General features: G+C 73.6%; 22 protein-coding genes and 1 pseudogene. 11 read left to right on the forward strand and 12 right to left on the reverse strand.

Annotation, left to right across the window (positions count from 1 at the left end):
* The first annotated feature begins 1 nt into the window (after position 1).
* Complete coding sequence (locus ACSHWO_RS13460; protein WP_438312047.1) at positions 2-358, forward strand: hypothetical protein; 357 nt, start codon at positions 2-4, stop codon at positions 356-358.
* Positions 359-495: 137 nt separating this feature from the next.
* Here ACSHWO_RS13460 and ACSHWO_RS13465 read toward each other — a convergent pair whose 3' ends face one another.
* The 3 genes from ACSHWO_RS13465 to deoC are packed head-to-tail and all read right to left on the reverse strand — an operon-like array spanning position 496 to position 3,786.
* Positions 496-1,392: an aldehyde dehydrogenase family protein gene (locus ACSHWO_RS13465; RefSeq protein WP_385847554.1), complete on the reverse strand. Its 897-nt coding sequence runs from the start codon at positions 1,390-1,392 to the stop codon at positions 496-498.
* A complete protein-coding gene (locus tag ACSHWO_RS13470) occupies positions 1,385-2,821 on the reverse strand; it encodes an aldehyde dehydrogenase family protein (protein ID WP_361093434.1) in 1,437 nt (478 codons plus the stop codon). The genes ACSHWO_RS13465 and ACSHWO_RS13470 overlap by 8 nt, the downstream gene beginning before the upstream one ends.
* Before the next feature lie 5 nt (positions 2,822-2,826).
* Entirely contained in the window at positions 2,827-3,786 is a 960-nt protein-coding gene (deoC, locus tag ACSHWO_RS13475; protein WP_361093671.1) for a deoxyribose-phosphate aldolase, read from the reverse strand.
* A 296-nt stretch (positions 3,787-4,082) separates the two neighbouring features.
* Here deoC and ACSHWO_RS13480 point away from each other — a divergent pair, with 296 nt between their 5' ends.
* From ACSHWO_RS13480 to ACSHWO_RS13490, 3 genes are all read left to right on the forward strand, one after another.
* On the forward strand, positions 4,083-5,138 hold the full coding sequence (locus ACSHWO_RS13480; RefSeq protein ID WP_438312050.1) for a hypothetical protein: 1,056 nt from the start codon (positions 4,083-4,085) through the stop codon (positions 5,136-5,138).
* Positions 5,139-5,329: 191 nt separating this feature from the next.
* Entirely contained in the window at positions 5,330-6,022 is a 693-nt protein-coding gene (locus ACSHWO_RS13485) for a class F sortase (RefSeq protein ID WP_438312052.1), read from the forward strand.
* Positions 6,000-6,656 (forward strand): PH domain-containing protein, encoded by a 657-nt coding sequence (locus tag ACSHWO_RS13490; protein WP_361093443.1) that lies wholly within the window; start codon positions 6,000-6,002, stop codon positions 6,654-6,656. The genes ACSHWO_RS13485 and ACSHWO_RS13490 overlap by 23 nt, the downstream gene beginning before the upstream one ends.
* Positions 6,657-6,710: 54 nt before the next feature.
* On the opposite strand, the gene ACSHWO_RS13495 is transcribed toward ACSHWO_RS13490, so the two are convergent.
* Entirely contained in the window at positions 6,711-7,139 is a 429-nt protein-coding gene (locus ACSHWO_RS13495; RefSeq protein ID WP_361093446.1) for a DUF7144 family membrane protein, read from the reverse strand.
* 172 nt (positions 7,140-7,311) lie between these two features.
* A complete protein-coding gene (locus tag ACSHWO_RS13500) occupies positions 7,312-8,451 on the reverse strand; it encodes a calcium-binding protein (protein ID WP_438312055.1) in 1,140 nt (379 codons plus the stop codon).
* A 178-nt stretch (positions 8,452-8,629) separates the two neighbouring features.
* Here ACSHWO_RS13500 and ACSHWO_RS13505 point away from each other — a divergent pair, with 178 nt between their 5' ends.
* Positions 8,630-9,217, forward strand: a complete 588-nt coding sequence (locus ACSHWO_RS13505) for a VanZ family protein (RefSeq protein ID WP_361093452.1) — start codon at positions 8,630-8,632, stop codon at positions 9,215-9,217.
* Positions 9,218-9,260: 43 nt separating this feature from the next.
* Positions 9,261-9,461 carry a PspC domain-containing protein gene (locus ACSHWO_RS13510; RefSeq protein WP_361093455.1) on the forward strand — a complete coding sequence of 67 codons (201 nt, stop codon included), beginning with the start codon at positions 9,261-9,263 and terminating at the stop codon, positions 9,459-9,461.
* A 17-nt stretch (positions 9,462-9,478) separates the two neighbouring features.
* On the opposite strand, the gene ACSHWO_RS13515 is transcribed toward ACSHWO_RS13510, so the two are convergent.
* The 3 genes from ACSHWO_RS13515 to ACSHWO_RS13525 form a co-directional block, all read right to left on the reverse strand.
* Positions 9,479-10,246 carry a hypothetical protein gene (locus ACSHWO_RS13515; RefSeq protein ID WP_438312057.1) on the reverse strand — a complete coding sequence of 256 codons (768 nt, stop codon included), beginning with the start codon at positions 10,244-10,246 and terminating at the stop codon, positions 9,479-9,481.
* A 230-nt stretch (positions 10,247-10,476) separates the two neighbouring features.
* Positions 10,477-10,752 carry a hypothetical protein gene (locus tag ACSHWO_RS13520; RefSeq protein ID WP_438312059.1) on the reverse strand — a complete coding sequence of 92 codons (276 nt, stop codon included), beginning with the start codon at positions 10,750-10,752 and terminating at the stop codon, positions 10,477-10,479.
* A gap of 140 nt (positions 10,753-10,892) precedes the next feature.
* A complete protein-coding gene (locus ACSHWO_RS13525; protein ID WP_385847578.1) occupies positions 10,893-12,041 on the reverse strand; it encodes an adenosine deaminase in 1,149 nt (382 codons plus the stop codon).
* A 112-nt stretch (positions 12,042-12,153) separates the two neighbouring features.
* On the opposite strand from ACSHWO_RS13525, the gene ACSHWO_RS13530 reads away from it, so the two are divergent.
* Positions 12,154-12,876: an alpha/beta hydrolase gene (locus ACSHWO_RS13530; RefSeq protein ID WP_361093467.1), complete on the forward strand. Its 723-nt coding sequence runs from the start codon at positions 12,154-12,156 to the stop codon at positions 12,874-12,876.
* A gap of 94 nt (positions 12,877-12,970) precedes the next feature.
* Positions 12,971-13,339, forward strand: a complete 369-nt coding sequence (locus tag ACSHWO_RS13535) for a cupin domain-containing protein (protein ID WP_361093468.1) — start codon at positions 12,971-12,973, stop codon at positions 13,337-13,339.
* Here ACSHWO_RS13535 and ACSHWO_RS13540 read toward each other — a convergent pair.
* Positions 13,336-14,334, reverse strand: a complete 999-nt coding sequence (locus ACSHWO_RS13540) for an IS481 family transposase (protein ID WP_438312062.1) — start codon at positions 14,332-14,334, stop codon at positions 13,336-13,338. The two genes, ACSHWO_RS13535 and ACSHWO_RS13540, sit on opposite strands and share 4 nt — an antisense overlap.
* Positions 14,335-14,535: 201 nt before the next feature.
* Between ACSHWO_RS13540 and ACSHWO_RS13545 the strand changes: the two genes are divergently transcribed.
* On the forward strand, positions 14,536-14,781 hold the full coding sequence (locus tag ACSHWO_RS13545; protein WP_438312064.1) for a LuxR C-terminal-related transcriptional regulator: 246 nt from the start codon (positions 14,536-14,538) through the stop codon (positions 14,779-14,781).
* Between the two features lie 17 nt (positions 14,782-14,798).
* Here the strand turns inward: ACSHWO_RS13545 and ACSHWO_RS13550 are convergent.
* A pseudogene (locus ACSHWO_RS13550) lies at positions 14,799-15,719 on the reverse strand (LysR family transcriptional regulator); the annotation flags it as partial.
* Positions 15,720-15,818: 99 nt separating this feature from the next.
* Between ACSHWO_RS13550 and ACSHWO_RS13555 the strand changes: the two are divergent.
* The gene (locus tag ACSHWO_RS13555; RefSeq protein WP_438312066.1) at positions 15,819-17,090 is read left to right on the forward strand and encodes an MFS transporter; all 1,272 of its coding nucleotides are present in this window, start codon (positions 15,819-15,821) and stop codon (positions 17,088-17,090) included.
* A gap of 105 nt (positions 17,091-17,195) precedes the next feature.
* Positions 17,196-18,230 (forward strand): sigma-70 family RNA polymerase sigma factor, encoded by a 1,035-nt coding sequence (locus tag ACSHWO_RS13560; RefSeq protein ID WP_385847583.1) that lies wholly within the window; start codon positions 17,196-17,198, stop codon positions 18,228-18,230.
* On the opposite strand, the gene ACSHWO_RS13565 is transcribed toward ACSHWO_RS13560, so the two are convergent.
* Complete coding sequence (locus ACSHWO_RS13565; RefSeq protein ID WP_404238538.1) at positions 18,117-18,461, reverse strand: hypothetical protein; 345 nt, start codon at positions 18,459-18,461, stop codon at positions 18,117-18,119. The two genes, ACSHWO_RS13560 and ACSHWO_RS13565, sit on opposite strands and share 114 nt — an antisense overlap.
* A gap of 58 nt (positions 18,462-18,519) precedes the next feature.
* Positions 18,520-20,901, reverse strand: coding sequence for a WD40/YVTN/BNR-like repeat-containing protein (locus ACSHWO_RS13570; RefSeq protein ID WP_438312069.1), 2,382 nt, complete (start codon positions 20,899-20,901; stop codon positions 18,520-18,522).
* Between the last annotated feature and the right edge of the window lie 268 nt (positions 20,902-21,169).

The following is a 21,169-nucleotide window of genomic DNA, read 5'->3' on the forward strand; positions in this document are numbered from 1 at the left end:
CATGGCACGTCACGCAGCCCCCGGCACCTCCCCGGCCCTGCGCCTGCGCTCCGCGGGCCTCACGGTCTCGATGGCCGGTGCGGCCCTCGCGATGGCCGCGGGGGGCGCCCAGGCGGGCGAACTGTCGGTTCCGGCGGCCGTCGGCGGGGTCGTCGACCCGGTCGCGGACCTGAAGGTGTACCCGCTGGCCCACACGGGCGTGGACCCGCTGGACAACGGCATCGCCACGAAGGTGGCGGACTTCCCGTCGGTCGGCACCGGCATGGTCACCGGCGCCCTCACCCAGGGCCCCTCGGTCGCCGAACTCCCCGAGGCGGCCGTCGGCTCCCTCCTCGGCCCCCTGACCGGCGGCAAGTGACCGAGCTCCAGGAGCTGCCGCCGTCGCCTTCGAAAAAGGGGGAACGACCCCGGCAGCACGGGGGTCACCTCCAGCGGTAGCTGGAGGAGGGTTGCTGCCGGGGTCGGCTCATGGGGCTCGGCCCTCGCGGGGCCGTCTCAGTAGGACGAGCCCGAGGCGCCGAGCGAGCCCGTCGGGTGCCAGACCGTCTTGGTCTCCAGGAAGGCCGTCATGCGCGCCGTGCCCTGGTCGCCGGTCCAGTCGTCCACAGGCTGTGGACGCAGGACGCGCTTCAGGTTGTCGGCGGCGGCGATCTCCAGTTCCTTGGCGAGGGCCGCGTCGGCGCCCGCCAGGTCGATCGCGTTGACGTCCTGGTGGGCCGCGAGGTGCGGGCCCATCTCGGAGGCCTTGCCGGACAGGATGTTGACGACGCCGCCCGGCAGGTCGGAGGTGGCCAGCACCTCGCCCAGGGACAGGGCCGGCAGCGGGGCCTTCTCGCTGGCGATGACGACCGCGGTGTTGCCGGTCGCGATCACCGGGGCGATCACGGAGACCAGGCCCAGGAAGGACGAGTCCTGCGGGGCCACGACCGTGACGACACCGGTCGGCTCCGGGGTGGACAGGTTGAAGTACGGGCCCGCGACCGGGTTGGCCCCGCCCACGACCTGAGCGATCTTGTCGGTCCAGCCCGCGTACCAGACCCAGCGGTCGATGGCCGCGTCCACGACCGCGGCGGCCTTGGACTTGGACAGGCCCTCGGCCTCGCCGACCTCGCGGACGAACTGCTCGCGGCGGCCCTCCAGCATCTCGGCGATGCGGTAGAGGATCTGGCCGCGGTTGTAGGCGGTCGCGCCGGACCAGCCGCCGAAGGCCTTGCGGGCGGCGACGACCGCGTCACGGGCGTCCTTGCGGGAGGACAGCGGGGCGTTGGCCAGCCAGTTGCCCTTGGAGTCCGTCACTTCGTACACCCGGCCGCTCTCGGAGCGGGGGAACTTGCCCCCGACGTACAGCTTGTAGGTCTTGAAGACGTTCAGACGCGCGGTCGACTCAGACATCGAGGTAAGCCTCCAGGCCGTGGCGACCGCCCTCGCGGCCGAAGCCCGACTCCTTGTAGCCGCCGAAGGGCGAGGTCGGGTCGAACTTGTTGAACGTGTTGGCCCAGACGACACCGGCGCGGAGCTTGTTCGCGACCGCGAGGATACGCGAGCCCTTCTCCGTCCAGATGCCGGCGGACAGGCCGTACTGGCTGTTGTTGGCCTTGGCGACGGCCTCGTCCGGCGTGCGGAAGGTCAGCACGGACAGCACCGGGCCGAAGATCTCGTCGCGGGCGATGGTGTGCGCCTGGCTGACGTTCGTGAAGAGCGTCGGGGCGAACCAGTAGCCGGAGGACGGCAGCTCGCAGGCCGGGGACCAGCGCTCGGCACCCTCGGCCTCGCCGGTGTCCGCGAGGGCGGTGATCCGGGCCAGCTGCTCGGCGGAGTTGATCGCGCCGATGTCGGTGTTCTTGTCGAGCGGGTCGCCGAGGCGCAGCGTGCTCAGGCGGCGCTTCAGCGAGTCCAGCAGCTCGTCGTGGATGGACTCCTGGACCAGCAGACGGGAGCCGGCGCAGCAGACCTGGCCCTGGTTGAAGAAGATGCCGCCGACGATGCCCTCGACGGCCTGGTCGATGGGGGCGTCGTCGAAGACGATGTTGGCGCCCTTGCCGCCCAGCTCCAGGGTGAGCTTCTTGTCGGTGCCGGCGACCTGGCGGGCGATGGCCTTGCCGACCGCGGTGGAACCGGTGAACGCGACCTTGTTGACGTCCGCGTGCCCGACGAGGGCCGCGCCGGTGTCCCCGTACCCGGGGAGGATGTTGACGACGCCCTTGGGCAGGCCCGCCTGGCGGCAGATGTCCGCGAAGAACAGGGCGGACAGCGGGGTCGTCTCGGCGGGCTTGAGGACCACCGTGTTACCGGCGGCCAGCGCCGGGGCGATCTTCCACGCCAGCATCAGCAGCGGGAAGTTCCACGGGATGACCTGGCCGGCGACGCCCAGCGGGCGCGGGTTCGCACCGTAGCCGGCGTGGTCGAGCTTGTCGGCCCAGCCCGCGTAGTAGAAGAAGTGCGCGGCGACCAGCGGGAGGTCCGCGTCGCGGGTCTCCTTGATCGGCTTGCCGTTGTCCAGGGTCTCCAGGACGGCCAGCTCGCGGCTGCGCTCCTGGATGATCCGGGCGATGCGGAAGAGGTACTTGGCGCGCTCGGAGCCCGGCAGCGCGGACCACTTCTCGAAGGCCTTGCGGGCGGCCTTGACGGCGCGGTCGACGTCCGCGGCGCCCGCCTGGGCGACCTCCGCGAGGACCTCCTCGGTGGACGGCGAGACGGTCTTGAAGACCTTGCCGTCGGCGGCGTCGGTGAACTCGCCGTCGATGAAGAGCCCGTAGGAGGGGGCGATGTCGACGACCGAGCGGGACTCGGGAGCCGGTGCGTACTCGAATGCAGATGCCATGGTGATCAGTCCACCGTCACGTAGTCGGGACCGGAGTAACGGCCGGTGTTCAGCTTCTGGCGCTGCATCAGCAGGTCGTTGAGCAGGCTGGAGGCGCCGAAGCGGAACCACTCGTTGGTCAGCCAGGCCTCGCCCGCGGTCTCGTTGACGAGGACCAGGAACTTGATGGCGTCCTTCGTGGTCCGGATACCGCCCGCCGGCTTCACACCGATCTGGATGCCGGTCTGCGCCTTGAAGTCGCGGACGGCTTCGAGCATGAGCAGGGTGTTGGCGGGGGTGGCGTTGACGCCGACCTTGCCGGTGGAGGTCTTGATGAAGTCGGCGCCCGCGAGCATGCCGATCCAGGAGGCGCGGCGGATGTTGTCGTACGTCGACAGCTCGCCGGTCTCGAAGATGACCTTGAGGCGGGCGGCGGTGCCGTCCGGGCGGACGCAGGCCTCCTTGACGGCCTTGATCAGCTCGTACGTCTCCAGGTAGCGGCCGGCGAGGAAGGCGCCACGGTCGATGACCATGTCGATCTCGTCGGCGCCGGCGGCGACGGCGTCGCGGGTGTCCGCGAGCTTGACCGGCAGCGCGGCGCGACCGGCCGGGAAGGCGGTGGCGACGGACGCGACCTTCACGTCGGCGCCGTTCAGGCCGGCCTTGGCGGTGGCCACCATGTCCGGGTAGACGCAGACCGCGGCGGTCATGGGCGTCGTACGGTCGGTGGGGTCGGGATTGACGGCCTTGGCGGCGAGCGACCGGACCTTGCCCGGGGTGTCAGCACCCTCGAGCGTGGTCAGGTCGATCATCGAGATGGCCAGGTCGATGGCGTACGCCTTGGCCGAGGTCTTGATCGAACGGGTACCGAGGGCGGCCGCGCGGGCCTCCAGGCCGACGGCGTCCACGCCGGGCAGCCCGTGCAGGAACCGGCGCAGCGCACTGTCGGACGTCGTCACGTCAGCGAATGCGGGGATGGTGGGCATGGTCACCACATGAGCATATCTACGCGCGTAGCTTCCTGTCACCCCCTCGCGGTGCACATGTGTGCGGGGGTGGCGCCCATCCGGGCGCGGGGCGTCTCCGGACACTGGTGGGTAACAAGCGGAATCCGCTGGTCAGCGCCGTTACAGGGCCATGACAGGAACCGCACGCTCCGGGTGAACAAGATCCGTAGATTTTTCTTCAGCAGCCCGCCAGACCTCACCGGATGAAAGCCCGACAGAGAAAACGCGGCATGCGACTCTCCCGCTTACCCACGACCATGCTCTCTGGAGTCGTTATGCGTACCGCCCTCCGTACCTCGATCGTCACCGCCGCCCTCGCCGGGGCGCTGCTGGCACCCGCCGCCACGACCGCGTTCGCCGCGCCGGCCGTGCAGAGCGTGACGACTTCGGTGTACGGGACCGTCTCGGACAACGACCGCTACGCGGGCGAGCCGGTCTACATCGGCGCGGGTCTGGTCGCGGTGCTGCGCAACGGGCCCGAGGGCCCCGAGGCCTGGATCCGGGCCGTGGGCGAGCAGTGGAAGCCGGGCGACGCCTACATGGTCCGCGTCCTGACGACGCTGGACCGCTCCCACACCGGCGACACGATCAACGGGCTCAGCCTGAAGCTCACCAGGCTCGACACCTCCGCCCCGGTGCTGACGGTCACCACGGACGGCGCCACCAAGTCCTTCCCGCTGCCGAAGGCCGAGTCCGTGAAGTCCCCGGAGAAGCCGAAGGCGCCGGAGGCCCCGAAGTCCACCGAGGGCCCGAAGTCCCCGAAGACCCCGGCCACGACGGTCAAGGACCGCTTCGACGGCGAGATCGTGCTCGTCGGCAAGGGCCGGATCGCGGTGCTGCGCAACGACGCCGAGGGCCCCGAGGTCTGGATCCGCGCCGTCGCCGACGACTGGAAGCCGGCCGACGGCCGGGCGGGCCGCGTCCTGGCGACGCTGACGCTCTCCTCCCCCCACGCGGTGGTCGACGGCACCGACTACAAGCTCGCCAAGACGGACGCCGGCCGCTACGGCCTCACCGTCCGCGTGCAGGGCGAGGGCGCCGCGGACTTCTACCTGCTGCCGGAGGCCACGCGCTCCACCAAGACGGTCGCCACGACCACGGTCGCCGTGAAGTCGGTCGCCGACGTGAAGCCGGCCGCAGACGTGAAGCCGCAGACGGGCGCGCAGACGGTGGTCGTGCCGCAGGGCGCGGTCGCCGCGGGCGCCGAGATCGCCGCCGAGGACACCGACGACAGCACCACCCTGGCTGCCGGCGGGAGCCTGGTCGCGATCCTCGCCGGTCTCGGTGCGGCCTGGGCCGCCCGCAACCGCGCCGCCCGCAACCGCGCCTGACCCACCCTGCCGGTCACCCCACCGGCGCTACCTGCACCACCGCACGAGCGGCACTACCTGCACCACCGCACGACCGGTACCACCCGCACCACCGAACGTCCCGGCCCTCCTCAGGCCACCCCGCACCACCCACACCCCAGCCGGCGGGCCGCCCCAGTGGCGGCCCGCCGGTCCCGTTTCCGGAGCACCCCATGGCCCACCGCACACGCCCGCCGCTCGCCGTCGCCCTCCTCGGACCGGCCGCCCTGCTCTGCCTGGCCTCGCTGACCGGCTGCACCGGCGCCCCGGCCGGACCGGCCACGCCCCCGCCGCACGTCACGGCGGCGTCGGCGGCACCCCCGGCCTCCACCGACGGCGGCGCCCCGGCCGGGCCCGCGGCCGCCCTGCCCGCCTCCGAGCCCGTACGGGTGCGGGTCCCGGCGGCCGGCGTGGACACGGGACCGCTGCTCAAGCTGGGCCTGGCCGCCGACGGCACGGTCGAGGTGCCCTCCGTGGCGCAGGCGGACCGGATCGGCTGGTACACCAAGGGCGTCACGCCCGGGGAGACCGGCCCGGCCGTGCTGATCGGGCACTTCGACACCGCGCGCGGCCCGGCCGTCCTGCGCGACGTGTCGCGGATCCGCACCGGCGACGAGATCACGGTGGACCGGGCGGACGGCACGGCCGCCGTCTTCCGCGTCCGGGAGCTGGAGCAGGTCGACAAGAAGCACTTCCCGACCACCAGGGTCTACGGGAACACCGCCGGCCCCGAACTGCGCCTCATCACCTGCGGCGGGGAGCTCACCGACGGCCACCGCCCCGACAACATCATCCTGTACGCCGACCTCGTGGGCCCCGGCGCCGTGAGGCAGAATCGGGCGCATGAGCAGCCAGCAGCCCGATGACGAGCCGGTCTACGACGACCGGGTCTACCGCTCCCCCATGGCCGTGGTCACGGGGCTCCTGCTGCTGGCCCTGATCGTGTGGTTGTGCGGGGACGCCCTGGTGCGGGGGTCTGGCGACGCCCGCTGGTACGCCGTGGCGATCGCCCTGTTCGCCGTACCGCTGACGGTGGCGTTCACGATCCGCCCGGCCGTCTTCGCCAACGAGAACCGGATGCGGGTGCGCAACCCCTTCCGCGTCATCGAGCTGCCCTGGGCCGCCGTGGACGCGGTCCGTGCCGGGTACTCCGCCGAGGTGCTGGCCGAGGGGGCGAAGTACCAGCTGTGGTCGGTGCCCGTCTCGCTGCGGGAGCGGAAGAAGGCGAACCGGCAGCAGCTCAGCCGTCGCGGCGGGCTCACCGGCAAGGGCCTGGGCGCGGACCGCAAGGGCGCCGCCGGTGCGAACGGCGCCGCGGCGCCCGCCGAACCGCAGCGGGCGCACGCGGACCAGGTGGTCGACGAGCTGCGCGAACTGGCCGAGCGCGGTGCCTCGCGGGCCGGGGCGCAGGGCGGTGTGCGCGTGCGCTGGTCGTACGAGGTCATCGCGCCGGCCGTGGTGGGAGCGGTGCTCCTGATCGTGCTGCTCGCCGTCCGCTAGACCGTCCGGGCCGTCACCGTCCCGATGGTCGTCCGCGGTCGGCTCGGCTGCGGCTCACCAGCGCGCGGGCTCCTTGTCGGTGCACAGGGCCCAGATGATGAACACGGCCACGGCGATGACGACGAGCGACCACAGCGGCTGGTAGGGCAGCCAGAGGAAGTGGACGATCACCGACAGCGAGGCGAGGACGATACCGGCGATCCGCGCCCAGTTCGCCCCCTTGAGCAGGAAGATACCGACGATCAGGACCACGATGCCCAGGATCAGGTGGATCCAGCCCCAGCCGGTCAGGCTGAACTTGTAGACGTAGTCGCCGATCCGGGTGTAGAAGATGTCGTCCCTCGCGATGGCGGAGATGCCTTCGATGATCGCGAAGACACCGTTGATCACCATCAGGACACCGGCGAGCATCGTGCCGCCGGTCGCCCAGGGATGCGTGGCGCCGGGTTTTCCGGCGGGTGCGGGCGTGGGAGTGGTCGTCATCGCGCCACCTCGCCTCTCGCTCGAATGGGTGGGGGCCATTCGAGCGTGCGGGCGCTGCGGCCACCCGGCGAGCGGCACTGCGCCGAACGGGTGATGGCCCGCCCCCGCCGCCACGCCCGCCCCGACCTGCGCGGGGGCTCCGGGGGGGCCGCGGGGCGCCGGGCCGCCCGGTTCAGATCTCGCAGGCCAGTTGCACGTTCGTGGCGCTCTCCCCGTCGCAGTCGTCCGTGTCCGCGCCACCGTTGAGGGTGTCGTTGGCGGGTCCGCCGCGCAGGAAGTCGTCGCCGGCGCCGCCGGTGAGGAAGTCCGTGCCGCCCGCGGTGCCGATGGAGTCGTTGGTGAACCGGGCGTCGGCGTTGTCCCCGATGATGCGGTCGTTCCCGCCGCGGCCGTCGATCACGTCGTGGCCCGCGGTCGCGCCGGTGGGGTCGCCGAGGCCGCTGTCCCCGGCGAGGACGACCTCGCCCGCCCTGCCGCCGAGGATGCGGTCGTTCCCGGAGCCGACGGCGGTGCCGGAGTAGGTCTGGTGGTCGCCCCAGGCGCCGAAGCCGCCGTCCTCGCCGAGGTCGATGACGTCGTCCCCGCCGCTGCCGCTGACGTTCCCCAGGATCGAGCTGCTGTCACCGGTGGCGAGGCCGTTGTCCCCGGGGCCCTCCAGCAGGACGTCGTCGCCGGCGCCGGCCGCGTCGTGGAACCCGGCCGAGTCGCCGGTGAGGTTGTCGCTGTCCCGGCCGCCTTCGAGGCGGTCGTCGGCGCCGCCGGTGGCCCGGTCGCCGACGCTGTCACCGGTCAGGGAGTCCTCGCCGTCCCCGCCGAGCAGCAGGTCGGCGGAGGCGCCGTTCGCGGTGCCCTGGACGGCGTAGTGGTCGCCGATCAGCGAGTCGCCCGCGGCCCCGCCAACCAGGCGGTCGCGGCCGGTGGGGCCGGTGGCGTCGCCGGTCCAGGCGATGTCGTCGCCGACCAGCAGGTCGACGCCGGCCCCGCCGTCCAACTGGTCGTCACCCGCGCCGCCCGCGATCTGGTCGTCCCCGCCCCCGCCGATCAGGACGTCGTCGCCGCCCAGACCGCAGATCTTGTCGTGGCCGCCCCGGCCGTCGATGACGTCCCGGCCCTCCGTGCCGATGAGCACGTCGTCCCCCGGGGTGCCGACGGTGCCCGTCGCGACCGCGTTGAAGCAGGTCGGCTCCGCGGCGTGCGCCGGGACAGCGCCGAACCCGGTCAGGGCGGCGGCCAGGGCGTGGGCGCCGGCCAGGGCGGCGATCCGCCGGACGGGCCGGGCGCGGCCCCTTCCGGCCCTGCGGTGTCCGAACATGGCTGCCTTCCTCCACTGCATCGGGTGTGCGTCGTCCCGCTCACTGTGCGTGATGGCGGCCGTACGGCGGGAAGGCTCGTCCACAGCCCCGGTGTTTTCATCCGATCGGATTCTCATCAGCCCCCACCGTCCGGGGCATTTCGGAACCGAAGCCACCGCCCGCTGCGTCCTCGCCGGTGTGCAGCGTCATGAGGTCGGCCCCCGCGCCGCCACCGCCATACACCTGCGGCTCCGGCTCCTCGGCGGGGGCCTGCTGGTCGCTCATCTGCTCCTCGTCGGCTGGCTCACCCTCCGCCCCCTGGACGTGCCCTGGGCGGCTGCCCCGAACCTGACCCCCTTCGAAGGGATCCGGGCCGATCTCGCGCTCGGGCCGCTGGAGGCCGCCCGCCGGATCGGCGAGGGCCTGGCGCTGCTCGCCCCGCTCGGCGTCCTGCTGCCCCTGGCCGGCGGGAGCCTGGCGCCGTCGCGGCTGGCCGCGTGGTCCTCGCTGGCGCGGACGGCCGCCGCGGGCGCGCTGGTGTCGATCGGCATCGAGATGCTGCAGAGCGCGGTCCCGGGCCGGGTGCCCGACGTGGACTCGGTGCTGCTGAACACCCTCGGCGTGGTGCTGGCGCACGCGGCCGTCGTACCGGCGCTGCGGGCCCGGCTGCGCCGCTCGCAGCGGGCACGCGCCTCCCGACCGGCTCAGGGGTCCACCCCGAGAATTACCAGGGTCGGGCTGGGACCCTGGACCGACGTTCTGTCAGCGGTGCCGCGGGAGTATTGAGGCATCGCGGGAAACCCCCGCGAAATGCGACAGAGGAGACCCCATGAGCGCCCTTACGCGCCCCCGTGACGGCCGTTGGATCGGCGGCGTCTGCGCCGGCCTGGCGCGCCGCTTCGGAATGTCCGCGAACACGATGCGGCTGATATTCGTCGTCTCGTGCCTGCTGCCCGGCCCGCAGTTCCTGATCTACCTGGCGCTGTGGCTGCTGCTGCCGAACGAGAAGCCCTCGTCCGCCGCCTGGTGACCCTCCCCGGCCCGCCGTCAGGTGGCGCGGCGGACCTTCTCCAGCTGCTTGTCCGCCACCTCGTGCGGCACCTGGGCCCGCTGCCCTGCGCCCGTCACGTTGAGGGCCATCAGCCGCACCACGGTGTCGCCCTGGCGTACGACGACGACGTGGACCTGGGCCGAGACGCCCTGGGCGGAGGCGGTCGTGGTCCAGCTGACGGTGTCGTCGCCGGCGGTCCGGTAGTCGGCCGCGCGCACGTCCCGGTAGCTGCCGCTCTGCTTGTCGACGGTGGCCGTGAAGCCCGTTCCGCAGGCGGCGACCGCGTCTTCGAGGCGGGTGATCAGGGCCTTGGCGTCGCGTTCGGCGTAGGAGCTGACGGAGGCGGACACGGCGAGGCCGACCTGCTTCTGCGAGCCGATGCCGCGGTTGACGGTCTCGTGCGCCGCCGGGTCCGGCTCGTCGCCCATGATGTCGGCCAGCGGCTGGCAGGTCTTCCGGTCGGCCTGGGGCTGGCCGTCGGGGGCGTTCGGGTTCTTGCCCTGCGCCGAGACCTGGTAGCCGGGCAGGTCGCCCTGTTCGAGCGCGGAGCGCTCCAGCCTGGTCCCACCGGTCTTCGCCGGGGCGGCGGCGCCGGACGGGGGGCCGGCGTCCGCAGAGCCCCCGGGCGTCGTCCCGGCCGGGGCGGAGTCCTTCTGGTCCGGGGCCTTCCCGCCCGCGGGGGCGCCCGCACCGCAACCGACGGCCCCCAGCAGGAGGGCGGGCAGCAGGGCGGCGGCGGCCGCTCCGACCGTGCTTCGGGGCATCAGGCGCATGACCGGTGACCTCTCCCCCGGCTACCGCCGGGTGGTACCCCCGCCCGTCCGTCGACGGGCGGTTGGCGGGGATCCTGGCACACGGCGCCGCGGGGCGCACACCCGGTCGAACTGGTATGCGCCCTGCGTGCGCGCGTACGAATCGGCATGGATCCCGGGTGGATCCGAATGCGGAACCAGGTGCGGGTGCGGGTGCGGATCCGGCGGGGATCCGGTGGGGATCAGCCTCCGCCGAGGGCGCCGACCGGCAGGCCGCCGACCAGGGGGCCGGCGGTGTCGGCCAGCTGGGTGACCGCGGCGCCGGGGTCGCTGGCGTCCTGGCCCTTGGGGCTCACCTGCTGCTGGCTGGTGAGCCCCTGGAGCGCGCCGGTCGCGGAGCCCAGCGCGTCGGTGACACCGATGGCGGGGACGGCGGCCGAGGCGGTACCGGCCGCGACGGCGGCGAAGGCGGCTCCGAGGGCGACGGCACCGAGGGTCTTGGCAGCTGACTGCTTCATGGAGGTTGGTCCTTGGGACTGGGGAATCGGGCGGCTCCGCAAACTAGCCACTTGAAACCGCGGCCCGCAAACATCCTCAAATATGAGAAAGCGCCCGGGAATTGTTCCTCCCGGGCGCTCTCCTTCGGTCAGGCCGTGGCCTAGGCCGAAACAGAACCGCTGGTCGAAGCGGTCTGCCGGAACAGCCATTCCGACTTCAGCTCGGCGTAGCCGGGCTTGATCACGTCGTTGATCATGGCCAGTCGTTCATCGAAAGGAATGAACGCGGACTTCATGGCATTGACGGTGAACCACTGCATGTCGTCGAGCGAGTAGCCGAAGGTGTCGACCAGGTGCTCGAACTCGCGGCTCATGCTGGTGCCGCTCATCAGCCGGTTGTCGGTGTTGACCGTCAGCCGGAAGTGCAGCTTGCGCAGCAGGCCGATCGGGTGCTCGGCGTACGAGGCGGCCGCGGCGGTCTGCAGGTTCGACGTCGGGCACATCTCCAGCGGGATGCGCTTGTCACGGACGTACGAGGCCAGCCGGCCCAGCTTGACGGAACCGTCCTCGGCGACCTCGATGTCGTCGATGATCTTCACGCCGTGGCCGAGGCGGTCCGCGCCGCACCACTGCAGCGCCTGCCAGATCGACGGCAGGCCGAAGGCCTCGCCCGCGTGGATCGTGAAGTGGTTGTTCTCGCGCTTGAGGTACTCGAACGCGTCGAGGTGGCGGGTGGGAGGGAACCCGGCCTCGGCGCCGGCGATGTCGAACCCGACGACGCCGTTGTCGCGGTAGCGGTTGGCAAGCTCCGCGATCTCCAGCGCGCGGGCGGCGTGGCGCATCGCGGTGAGCAGCGCGCCCACGCGGATGCGGTGGCCGCTCTCCCGCGCCCGGCGCTCGCCCTCGCGGAAGCCCTCGTTCACGGCCTCGACGACCTCTTCGAGGGTCAGGCCGGCCTCCAGGTGCTGCTCCGGCGCGTAGCGGACCTCCGCGTAGACGACGCCGTCCTCCGCGAGGTCCTCGGCGCACTCGGCGGCGACCCGGAAGAGCGCCTCCTTCGTCTGCATGACGGCGCAGGTGTGCGCGAACGTCTCCAGGTAGCGGGGCAGCGAACCGGAGTCGGCGGCGTCGCGGAACCACACGCCCAGCTTGTCGGCGTCGGTCTCGGGAAGCTTGTCGTAGCCGACCGCGCGGGCCAGCTCGATGATGGTGCCGGGACGCAGGCCGCCGTCGAGGTGGTCGTGCAGCAGCACCTTCGGGGCGCGGCGGATCTGTTCCGGGGTGGGCAGTTCGGTGGTCTGGCTCGTCATCTGCGCACTCTAGCGCCTACGCGCGTAGAGCTGGGTCACGGCGCAGGTCCGATATCCAACAGAGACCGTACGGACGGGTCGCGTACACCTGTCAGTCTGAGACTGTTCCGCCATGTCTCATGATGCGCCTCCGGCGCGCGGGGCCCGCCTGGGGCGGGCGGCCGGCGCGAACGACCCGGTCTCGACGGTCAGCGGTGTGGTGCTCCTGCTCCCCGGGGCGACCCGCTGGCCCCCCGGTCCGATGCGGCCGCTCGCCCGGGCCCTGGCCCGCGCGGGCCGGGCGGAAGGGCTGGTCACGCACACCGTGGCGTACGGCGGGGACGGCAGCCGGGAGGACGACGCCCGATGGGCGGCGGACGAGGCGGTGCGCCGGTACGGGGACGTGCCCCTCTGCCTCGCCGGCCACGCGGCGGGCGGCCGCGCGGCGCTGCTCGCCGCGGGCCACGGGGCCGTCAACTCCGTGCTCGCGCTCGCGCCTTCGCTGGACGAGGCGGCGGGACCGGACACACCAGAACCGGTGAAGCAGTTGTCCGGCCGGCAGGTGCTGATCGTGCACGGGACGAACGACGCGCGCAGCGCCCCTGAAGCATCGTTCCGCCTCGCGGCGCGGGCGAAGAAGGCCAACCGGACCACGTGCCGCTTCGAGGTCCACTCCGACGGCCACCGGTTACGGGACCACCAGGCGGAGGTCGTCGCTCTGTCCGTGGACTTCGTCCTCGGGGCCCTGTTCACGGGCCGGTACTCGCGGCCGGTGACCGACGCCCTGGCGGCCCCGCCGCCGCTGGGCCTGCGGATGCCGCTCGCCGCCGGGTTCGGCCGGTCGCTGCGGGGCTGAGCCGCTCGCAGCCGGGTTGAGGAGGGCCCCCGGCGTTAAAGTGAGAAATGGACTCGGGGCCCACCTCCGCAACCCCTTCGGGAGGCGATGGGGCATGACCATGGTGCGCAGGAACTTCGACGAGGCCGACGAGACGCGTCCCTTCGAGGACGGCAAGGGCCGGCTGGACCTGATCGAGACCGACGGCGGGCCCGTGGGCCGCGCCGTGTTCGAGCCGGGCTGGCGCTGGTCCGAGCACATCAAGCCGATCGCCGGCACCGACAGCTGTCAGTCCGCGCACACGGGGTACGTCATCAGCGGCCGCATGCACGTCGTCATGGACGACGGGGAGAGCACCGACTACGGCCCCGGCGACTTCATGCAGCTGTCGCCCGGCCACGACGCCTGGGTCCTCGGCGACGAACCGTGCGTGGCCGTCGACTGGACCGGCTACGGCGACTACGCGAAGCCCGCCGGCGGCTAGGTGTATTGCCCTGTGAGGTTGGGGACGCGGCTGGAGGGTGGCTTGCCTTCGAGTGCGGTGTGTCCGCGGTGGTGATTGTAGGAGTGCAGCCACTGCGGGAATGCCTCGCGCCGTTCGGTCTCTGACCGGTAAGGGCGGGCGTAGGCCCACTCGTCGAGGAGGGTGCGGTTGAAGCGTTCGACCTTGCCGTTGGTCTGGGGCCGGTAGGGCCGGGTTCGCTTGTGGGCGATCCCGGCCGCGGCCAGGGTGTCCCGCCAGGTGTGGGAGCGGTAGCAGGAGCCGTTGTCGGTCAGGACCCGTTCGACGGTGATCCCGGCGTCGGCGAAGAATGCCTGTGCGCGGGTCCAGAACGCGGTGGCGGTCTCCTTGGTCTCGTCGGCCAGGATCTCGCTGTAGGCCAGGCGGGAGTGGTCGTCGACGGCGGTGTGGAGGTAGCTGTAGCCGAGGTTGGGGCGGCCGTGGGCGGTGCGGGGCCGGGCGGGGTCCCGGTGTGCCGAGCTGTTGCGCCCGCCGCGGGCACGGCCGAGGGTTCTGTGGCCGCCGCCGTCGGGGATGTTGCCGAGCTTCTTGATGTCCACATGGACCAGTTCCCCGGGCCGCTCGCGTTCGTAGCGGCGTATGGGCCGGCCGGTGGCCCGGTCCAGGTGCGCCAGGCGGGCCAGGCCGAACCGGGCCAGGACCCGGTGGACGGTCGAGGGCACCAGCCCCAGCAGATACGCGATGCGGGCCGGGCCCCACCGGCGGGCGAGACGGACCTTGATGATCCGGCGCTCGGTGCGGGTCGGCGTGCGGCGAGGGCTGTGCAAGGGGCGGGAGGACCGGTCTGCCATGCCGGCCTCACCCAGGGCCCGGTAGCGGACCGCCCACCGCTGGGCCGTGGTCGGCGAGACCCTGAAACGCTCGGCTGCCCTCCGCAAGGGCCAGCCGTCCTCGACGACGCAGCGGGCCAGGCGCAGACGACCGGTCTCGGTCAGGGGTGCATTACGGTGGGGCATGAGGGCCTTCTGTCGTTCGGTGGAGATGTCGCAATCCACACCGAACCCGGAAGGCCCTCACCCGTTCAAGATGCTCCAACCGAGACCTGCATCACCTGTACACAACCTCCCCGGACAGAACAGCTAGGCCGCCCCTGCCGGCGGCGGGCGCGCCGCTCCGCCGGTGCCCTCCGTGCGGCCGGATGGCACGGCGGGGCCACGGTGAGCCGGGAGGCGGCCCGCTCGCTCTCGGACGAGCTGCGGCAGACGCTCGTGCGGCTGCTGTCGGAGGGGCTGGAGGACAGGGCGATCGCGCGCCGCCTGGGCATGTCCGAGCGGACCTGCCAGCGCCACATCGCGGAGATCATGCGGGTGGTCGGCGCCAGGTCCCGCTTCCAGGCGGGCTACCTGCTCTCCGCGGTTCCCCTGTCGGGCGCGGCGGCCGCTTCGGAGGCCGACGCGTCCTGAACCGGGCCGTGATGGGTCTCCGGGATCAGCCGGCCCCGCCGGGACAGCAGGAACCGCTTGAACTGGGCCACCGGCGGGGTGTCGGGGTGGCCGTCGAGCCAGGCGACCCCGATCTCGCGGACCGCCCGCGGAGCCGTCACCGTCAGCTCGACCACGCCCGGGCGGGGCACCGCCGGCGGCGGCAGCAGGGCCACGCCGAGACCGGCCGCGACCAGCCCGCGCAGCGTCTCGGCCTCCTCGCCCTCGAAGGCGACCCGGGGGGTGAACCCGGCCTCGGCGCACAGGTCGTCGGTGATGCGGCGCAGCCCGTAGCCGGCCTCCAGGGTGACGAAGGTTTCCTCGGCGGCCTCGGCGAGGCGGATCCGCTTGCGGGTCGCGAGGCGGTGGTCGTCGGGGACGACCAGGCGCAGCCGCTGCTCGTCGAGCCGGCGGGCCACCAGGTCGGGGGCGTCCGGGAGGGGCGAGGTCAGGCAGAGGTCCAGCTCGCCGGCCCGCAGCCGCTCCAGCATCGCCTCGCCGTAGTTCTGGACGAGGGAGAAGCGGACGCCGGGGTGGTCGGCGCGGAAGGCGCGGATCAGGCCGGGTACGGTCTCGGGGCCGAGGGTGTGCAGGAAGCCGAACGCCACCTTGCCGTAGGCGGAGTCGGCGTCGTGCTGGACCGATCCGGCGGCCCGGGCGATCTCGGCGAGCGCTTTCTCGGCCGCGGCGAGGAAGGTCCGGCCGGCCGTGGTGAGCGCGACGGTACGGCCCGTACGGGCGAACAGCGCGACCCCCAGGTCCTGTTCGAGCCGGACCATGGCCCGCGACAGGGTGGACTGCGGAACGCCCAGCTCGTGGGCGGCGCGGGTGACGTGCTCGTGCCGGGCGACCGCGGCGAAGTACGCCAGCCGCGGGGCCAGCAAAGCTGTCACAGCGGTGTCTTCTTCGTAACGGTTCATTGACAAGCACCCCTCTGAGCTCTGCTGATGCAGCAGAGGATCGATTATCGCGATTTCCTGCATTGGACGCATGAAACGGGGCGGGTCTACGGTCGGGACATGCCTTCCGTTCATACCGGGGCACCCGTCATCCCGGGTGCCTCCACCCCGTCGTCCCCGCAGGAACCCCGGGCCCACGCCCCCGGCCGCCCCGGCTACCGCCGGATGAGCCTCGCGCTCTTCGCCGCCGGACTCGCGACGTTCGCCCTCCTCTACTCCACCCAGGCCCTGCTGCCCGCCGTCTCCGAAGGCTTCGGCGTGACGGCCGGCCAGGCCAGCTGGACCGTCTCCGCGGCCACCGGTGCGCTCGCCCTGTTCGTGCTGCCGCTCAGCGCGCTCTCCGAGCGCTTCGGCCGGACCCGGATGATGACGGTCTCCATGGCGGTCGCCGTCGGCATCGGGCTCCTCGTGCCGTTCGCGCCGAACCTGGAGTGGCTGGTGGCGCTGCGCGCCGTGCAGGGTGCGGCGATCGCCGGCATCCCCGCCTCCGCGATGGCGTACCTGGCGGAGGAGGTACAGCCGAAGGCACTGGTGGGAGCGATCGGCCTGTTCGTGGCGGGCAACTCCATCGGCGGCATGAGCGGCCGCCTCGTCACCGGCTGGGCGGCCCAGGCCTGGGGCTGGCGGGCCGGGCTGCTCGCCGTGGGCGCGATGGCGCTCGCCTGCGCGGTCGCCTTCTGGGTGCTGCTGCCGCGGGCACGGTTCTTCCGCCCGGCGTCGCTGGACCCGCGCGCGGTGGGCGCCGCCGTCGCCGGACACCTGCGCAATCCGCTGCTGCTGCGGCTGTACGGGATCGGCGCCCTGTTCATGACCGTCTTCGGCGCCGTCTACACCGTCATCGGCTACCGGCTGGTCGACGAGTTCTCCCTCGGCCAGGGCGCGATCGGCTCGATCTTCCTGATCTACCTGGTCGGTACGGTCTCCTCCGCCGCGGCGGGCCAGCTCGTGGCCCGCATGGGGCGGCGCGGCGCCCTGTACCTGGCGGTGGCCACCACCGCCCTCGGGCTGCTGCTCTCGCTGGCCGACTCGGTGGCCGCGATCGTCGCCGGGCTCGTCCTGATCACCGCGGGCTTCTTCGCGGGCCACGCGGTGGCCTCCGCCGCGGTCAGCCGGACCGCCGTGTCGGGCCGCGCGCAGGCCTCCGCGCTGTACCAGTCCGCGTACTACCTCGGCTCCAGCGGGGGCGGCACGCTGGGCGCGCTCGCCTACCACTCCGGGGGCTGGGCGGCCACGGCCGCGATCGCACTGCTGGCGGTGCTGGGCGTCGTGTCGATCACCCTGTACGGCTCCCACGCGGCCCGGGCGGAGCGGCGGCTGCTCGCGGCCCGCTGAGGCGGGAACGGCCCGGCGGCGCCGGGCGGTTCCCGCGCCGCGCTGCGGTTGTCAGACCCCTCCGGTAGGTTCCGTCGCACGGGACCGACCAGGGGAGCGACACAGATGACGGACACCGCCGGCCTCGCCGCCAGCCGCGCCGCCGACGCCGACGCGGGACTGGACGCGGCGCTCGACCGCTACCGCGTGGAGCTCACCGGCTACTGCTACCGCATGCTCGGCTCCTCCTTCGACGCCGAGGACGCGGTGCAGGACACGTACGTCCGCGCCTGGCGCGGCTACGCGAAGTTCGAGGGGCGGTCCTCGCTGCGCTCCTGGCTGTACCGCATCGCCACCAACGTCTGCATGGACCTGCTGAGCGCGGGCAACAAGCGGGCCCGCCCCATGGACCTCGGCGCCCCGCAGCACCAGGCCTCCGCCGTGCTGAACGAGCGGCCCGAGGTGACCTGGCTGGAGCCCGTCCCGGACGGGCGGGTGCTGCCGCAGACCGCCGACCCGGCGGAGGCGGCCCTGGCGAAGGAGTCGGTGCGCCTCGCGTTCGTCGCGGCGCTGCAGCACCTGCCGCCGAAGCAGCGGGCCGTGCTGATCCTGCGCGAGGTGCTGGCCTGGAAGGCCGACGAGGTGGCGACCCTGCTGGACACCACCACCGCCTCGGTGAACAGCGCCCTGCAGCGCGCCCGGGCCACGCTGGCCGCCCGCCCGGCCCGCGACAGCCGGCCCGCCGACCCGCTGGACGCGGAGCAGGCGAAGCTGCTGGAGCAGTACGTGTCCGCCTTCGAGGCGTACGACATCTCCCGGCTGACCGCACTGCTCCACGAGGACGCGGTGCTGTCCATGCCGCCGTTCGACCTGTGGCTGCAGGGTCATGCGGACATCGCCGCGTGGCACCTGAACCAGGGCATCGGCTGCAAGGGCTCCCGCCTGGTCCCCACCACCGCCAACGGCCTGCCCGCCTTCGGCCAGTACCGGCCGCGGCAGGACGGCCGACCGGGCCACGTCCCGTGGGCGCTCCAGGTGCTGGAGGTCTCAGACGGGCGGATCACCGGGCTCAACGCCTTCCTCGACACCGACCGCTGGTTCCCCCTCTTCGGCCTCCCCGAGGAGCTCGGCGAGTCCGACGAGGCCGAGCAGGGCGCGTAGCCCCGGCCCCGCGCCGGTCACCGTCAGGCCGCGGTCCCAGCGGCGGGCGGTCAGCCGCAGCCGGGCCAGGGTCTCGACGGCGGCCAGTGCGGGCGGGCCGGGGAGGGCCGCGAGGTCGCACGCCACGGAGCCGGCCCCGGCCCCGTACAGCTCCGCCAGGCGCAGGCACGCCGCGTCCGCCCCGCCCGCCGCGACATCGGCGCCGGTCAACTCCAGGATCCGGTTCGTCATACCCGTCCGACCGGCCGGGACGGCGGAACTCATCGGTGCGGGGGCCGGGTTCGGCGGTTCAACCGTCGACGGGGCCGTCGACGGGGATCTCCCACACGCCGCGGTTGCGGGTTCCGGCCCGCAGCAGCCGGGCGCTCGGGTGCAGGACGATGTCGCCCACCAGGGCGTTGGGCAGCCGGTCGGCGAAGGGCTCCCAGCCGGCCCCGGCGTCGGTGGACCGGTAGACGCCCAGGTCCGCGGCGACCCAGAGCCGGTCGCGGTCGAGCGGGTCGACCTCGACGGCGTTGAGTGGCAGCGGCGGCAGCCCGGCGGAGCGGTCGTCCCAGGTGGCGCCGCCGTCGGCGGAGTGCCAGATGCGGCCGCCGCCGATGGTGCTGTGCGTGACCCAGATCCGGTCGGTGTCGGCGGGGTCGACGTGGATGTCGCTGACCCAGGCGTCGGCGCGGGGCGTCGCCAGTGCGGTGAGCGGGCTCCAGGCGCCGCCCTGCCAGCGGGTCCGGTACAACCGGCCCCGGGTGGTGCCGACCAGGACCTCGTCGGCGTGCGGGACGTACATGGCGCTGCCCACGCCCGGGGCGGGGAACGGCAGCCGCTTCCAACTGCCCGCGTCGTCCCGGGAGACGTACAGGGCCCCGCCGCCGAAGGCGACGGTCCGCCCGGCGGTGGCACTGGTCTCCAGGGGCGGGTAGAAGAGAGTGGCCTCCCCGGCCGGCACCGGGGGCGACACCTCGGTCCAGGTGCCGAAGTCGCCGCGGCTGCGGGAGCGTTCCAGGCTCATGTCGTAGAAGGTGTGGAAGACGGTGCGCGGGTCGTGGCGGTTGACGGCGCAGTCCCCGCCGTCGCCGTCCTGGACGTGGGTCCAGCTCGGGGAGCCCGTCCAGCGGTTGGTGCCGTTGTCCTGGGTGCCGCCGAGCAGCCAGGTGTCGGAGGCGTGGTCCTGCGCGAGGTACTCGAACTCGCCGATGACGAGACCGTGGTTGAGGTCCTCCCAGTGCACGCCGCGGTCGGGGCTGCGGAACAGGCCGCCGTCGTTGCCCACGTACACCACGCCGGGGGCGCCGGGTTCGAAGGCGATGGCGTGCTGGTCGGGGTGGATGGAGTCGCCGCCGGTCTCCCGGGTGGAGACGTCCTGCCAGCTCCAGGTCGTCCCCGTGCGGTCACCGCGGTAGACGTCGACGGCGCCGAGGTAGACCTGGTCCGCGCGGTCGGGGGCGACGCCGAGGAACCAGTCGTACCAGGCCTGCCCGGTGTCCAGGCCGGGCGGCACCGGGATCCGCGCCCAGGCCGTTCCGCCGGACCTGCGCCACAGCCGGGCCACGTGGTCGGCGTCGGCCGCCCAGGCGTACGCGACGCCGGGGTCGGACGGGGCGACGGCCGCGGCGAACCGGGCGTACGGGAGGGAGCCCGGGGTGGGCAGGGTGACGGGGAGCCAGACGGCCCCGCCGTCGGCCGAACGGAACAACCCGTCCGAACGGGCCGCCAGGGCCTCCCCGTTCGCGGACGGCGCGACCGACCAGGTGGCACCGGCGCGGCGCAGGGTCCAGCTCGCGCCGCCGTCGGCGGAGCCGTACAGGCCGGCGGTGGTCCCGGCGAGGACGGTGCCCGGGCGGGTGGGGTCGAAGGCCAGGTCGTAGAAGCCCTGGCCGGTGAACGGGTCGGTGCACAGCGGCGCCCAGGTCGTGCCGCCGTCGGTGGAGCGGATGACCCCGGTGCCCAGCCACGACCAGGCGTTGCCCTCGCCCGTGCCGGCGAGCACGGTGCCCGGGGCGGCGGGGTCGAAGGCGAGGGCGCCGGTGGTGAGGGTGGCCGCGTCGTCGGTGCGGGGCGCCCAGGAGGCGCCGCGGTCGGTGCTCTCCCAGATGCCGCCGCCCGCGGCCCCGGCCAGCAGGTGCGCGCCGTTCCGCGGGTCGACGGCGATCGCGGAGATCCGGCCGGAGACGTTGACCCGGCTCAGCCCGTACGTCTGCCCGCCCGGCACGGTCCAGGGGCCCAGGGAGCGCCAGACCGGGCCGGGGGTGCGGGGCGGCGCGGCCAGCCGTTCGGCCGTCTCCCGGTACACGACGGCGAGGGACTCCGCGTCGGCGGCGCCCGCCCGGACGCGCTCGGCCGCCTCCCGGGGCGGCGGGGCCCCCGCCTCCCGGCCGTCCTGCGCGGTGGGCGGACGCGGGGCCCGGTCCCGGGCGGGCGGCCGGACCTCGGGCGGCCCCACGGCCTCGGTGATCAGCTCCTGGCGGCGGCTCCCGCCGAGTCCGGGTACGGCCCTGTCGACCGCGGCGGCGGCCTGCCGGCCGCGGCCCGTGCGTTCGAGTTCCTGCACCAGCCGGGTCAGCGCCTTGCCGCCGGGCGGGCGGGGTCGCCGGCCGCGGGTGCCGCGCCCACCGGGCGTGCCGTCGGGCGTGCCGTCGGGTCCGCGGTCGTCGGGAGCGGTCGGATCCTGCATCGCTGCACCTCTTTCGGCCTCTCGGCCCCTTCGGGGGCGGGCGCCGCCGCCGTCGTGGGGCGCGGTGCCGGCCGGGACCGGGGCGCGGCGGGCACGGGGTGCGGGGTCTTGTACGGGCTCGGGGGCGCGGGCTCGCGGGCACGGCGCGGCGGCCGACGGTGCGGTGGGGGGTCCGGCCGGGTCCGGCCCGGGCCCCGGGCGCCTTCCGCGCCCCGGACCCGGGCCGGGTCCCGGCCCTCACCCCGGTCCCGGTCCCCTGCCGTCCGCG

Origin of the sequence: Streptomyces pallidus (ex Mingjun et al. 2026), from assembly GCF_051550185.1 — a bacterium.
In the GTDB taxonomy this organism is placed as follows: Bacteria; Actinomycetota; Actinomycetes; order Streptomycetales; family Streptomycetaceae; genus Streptomyces.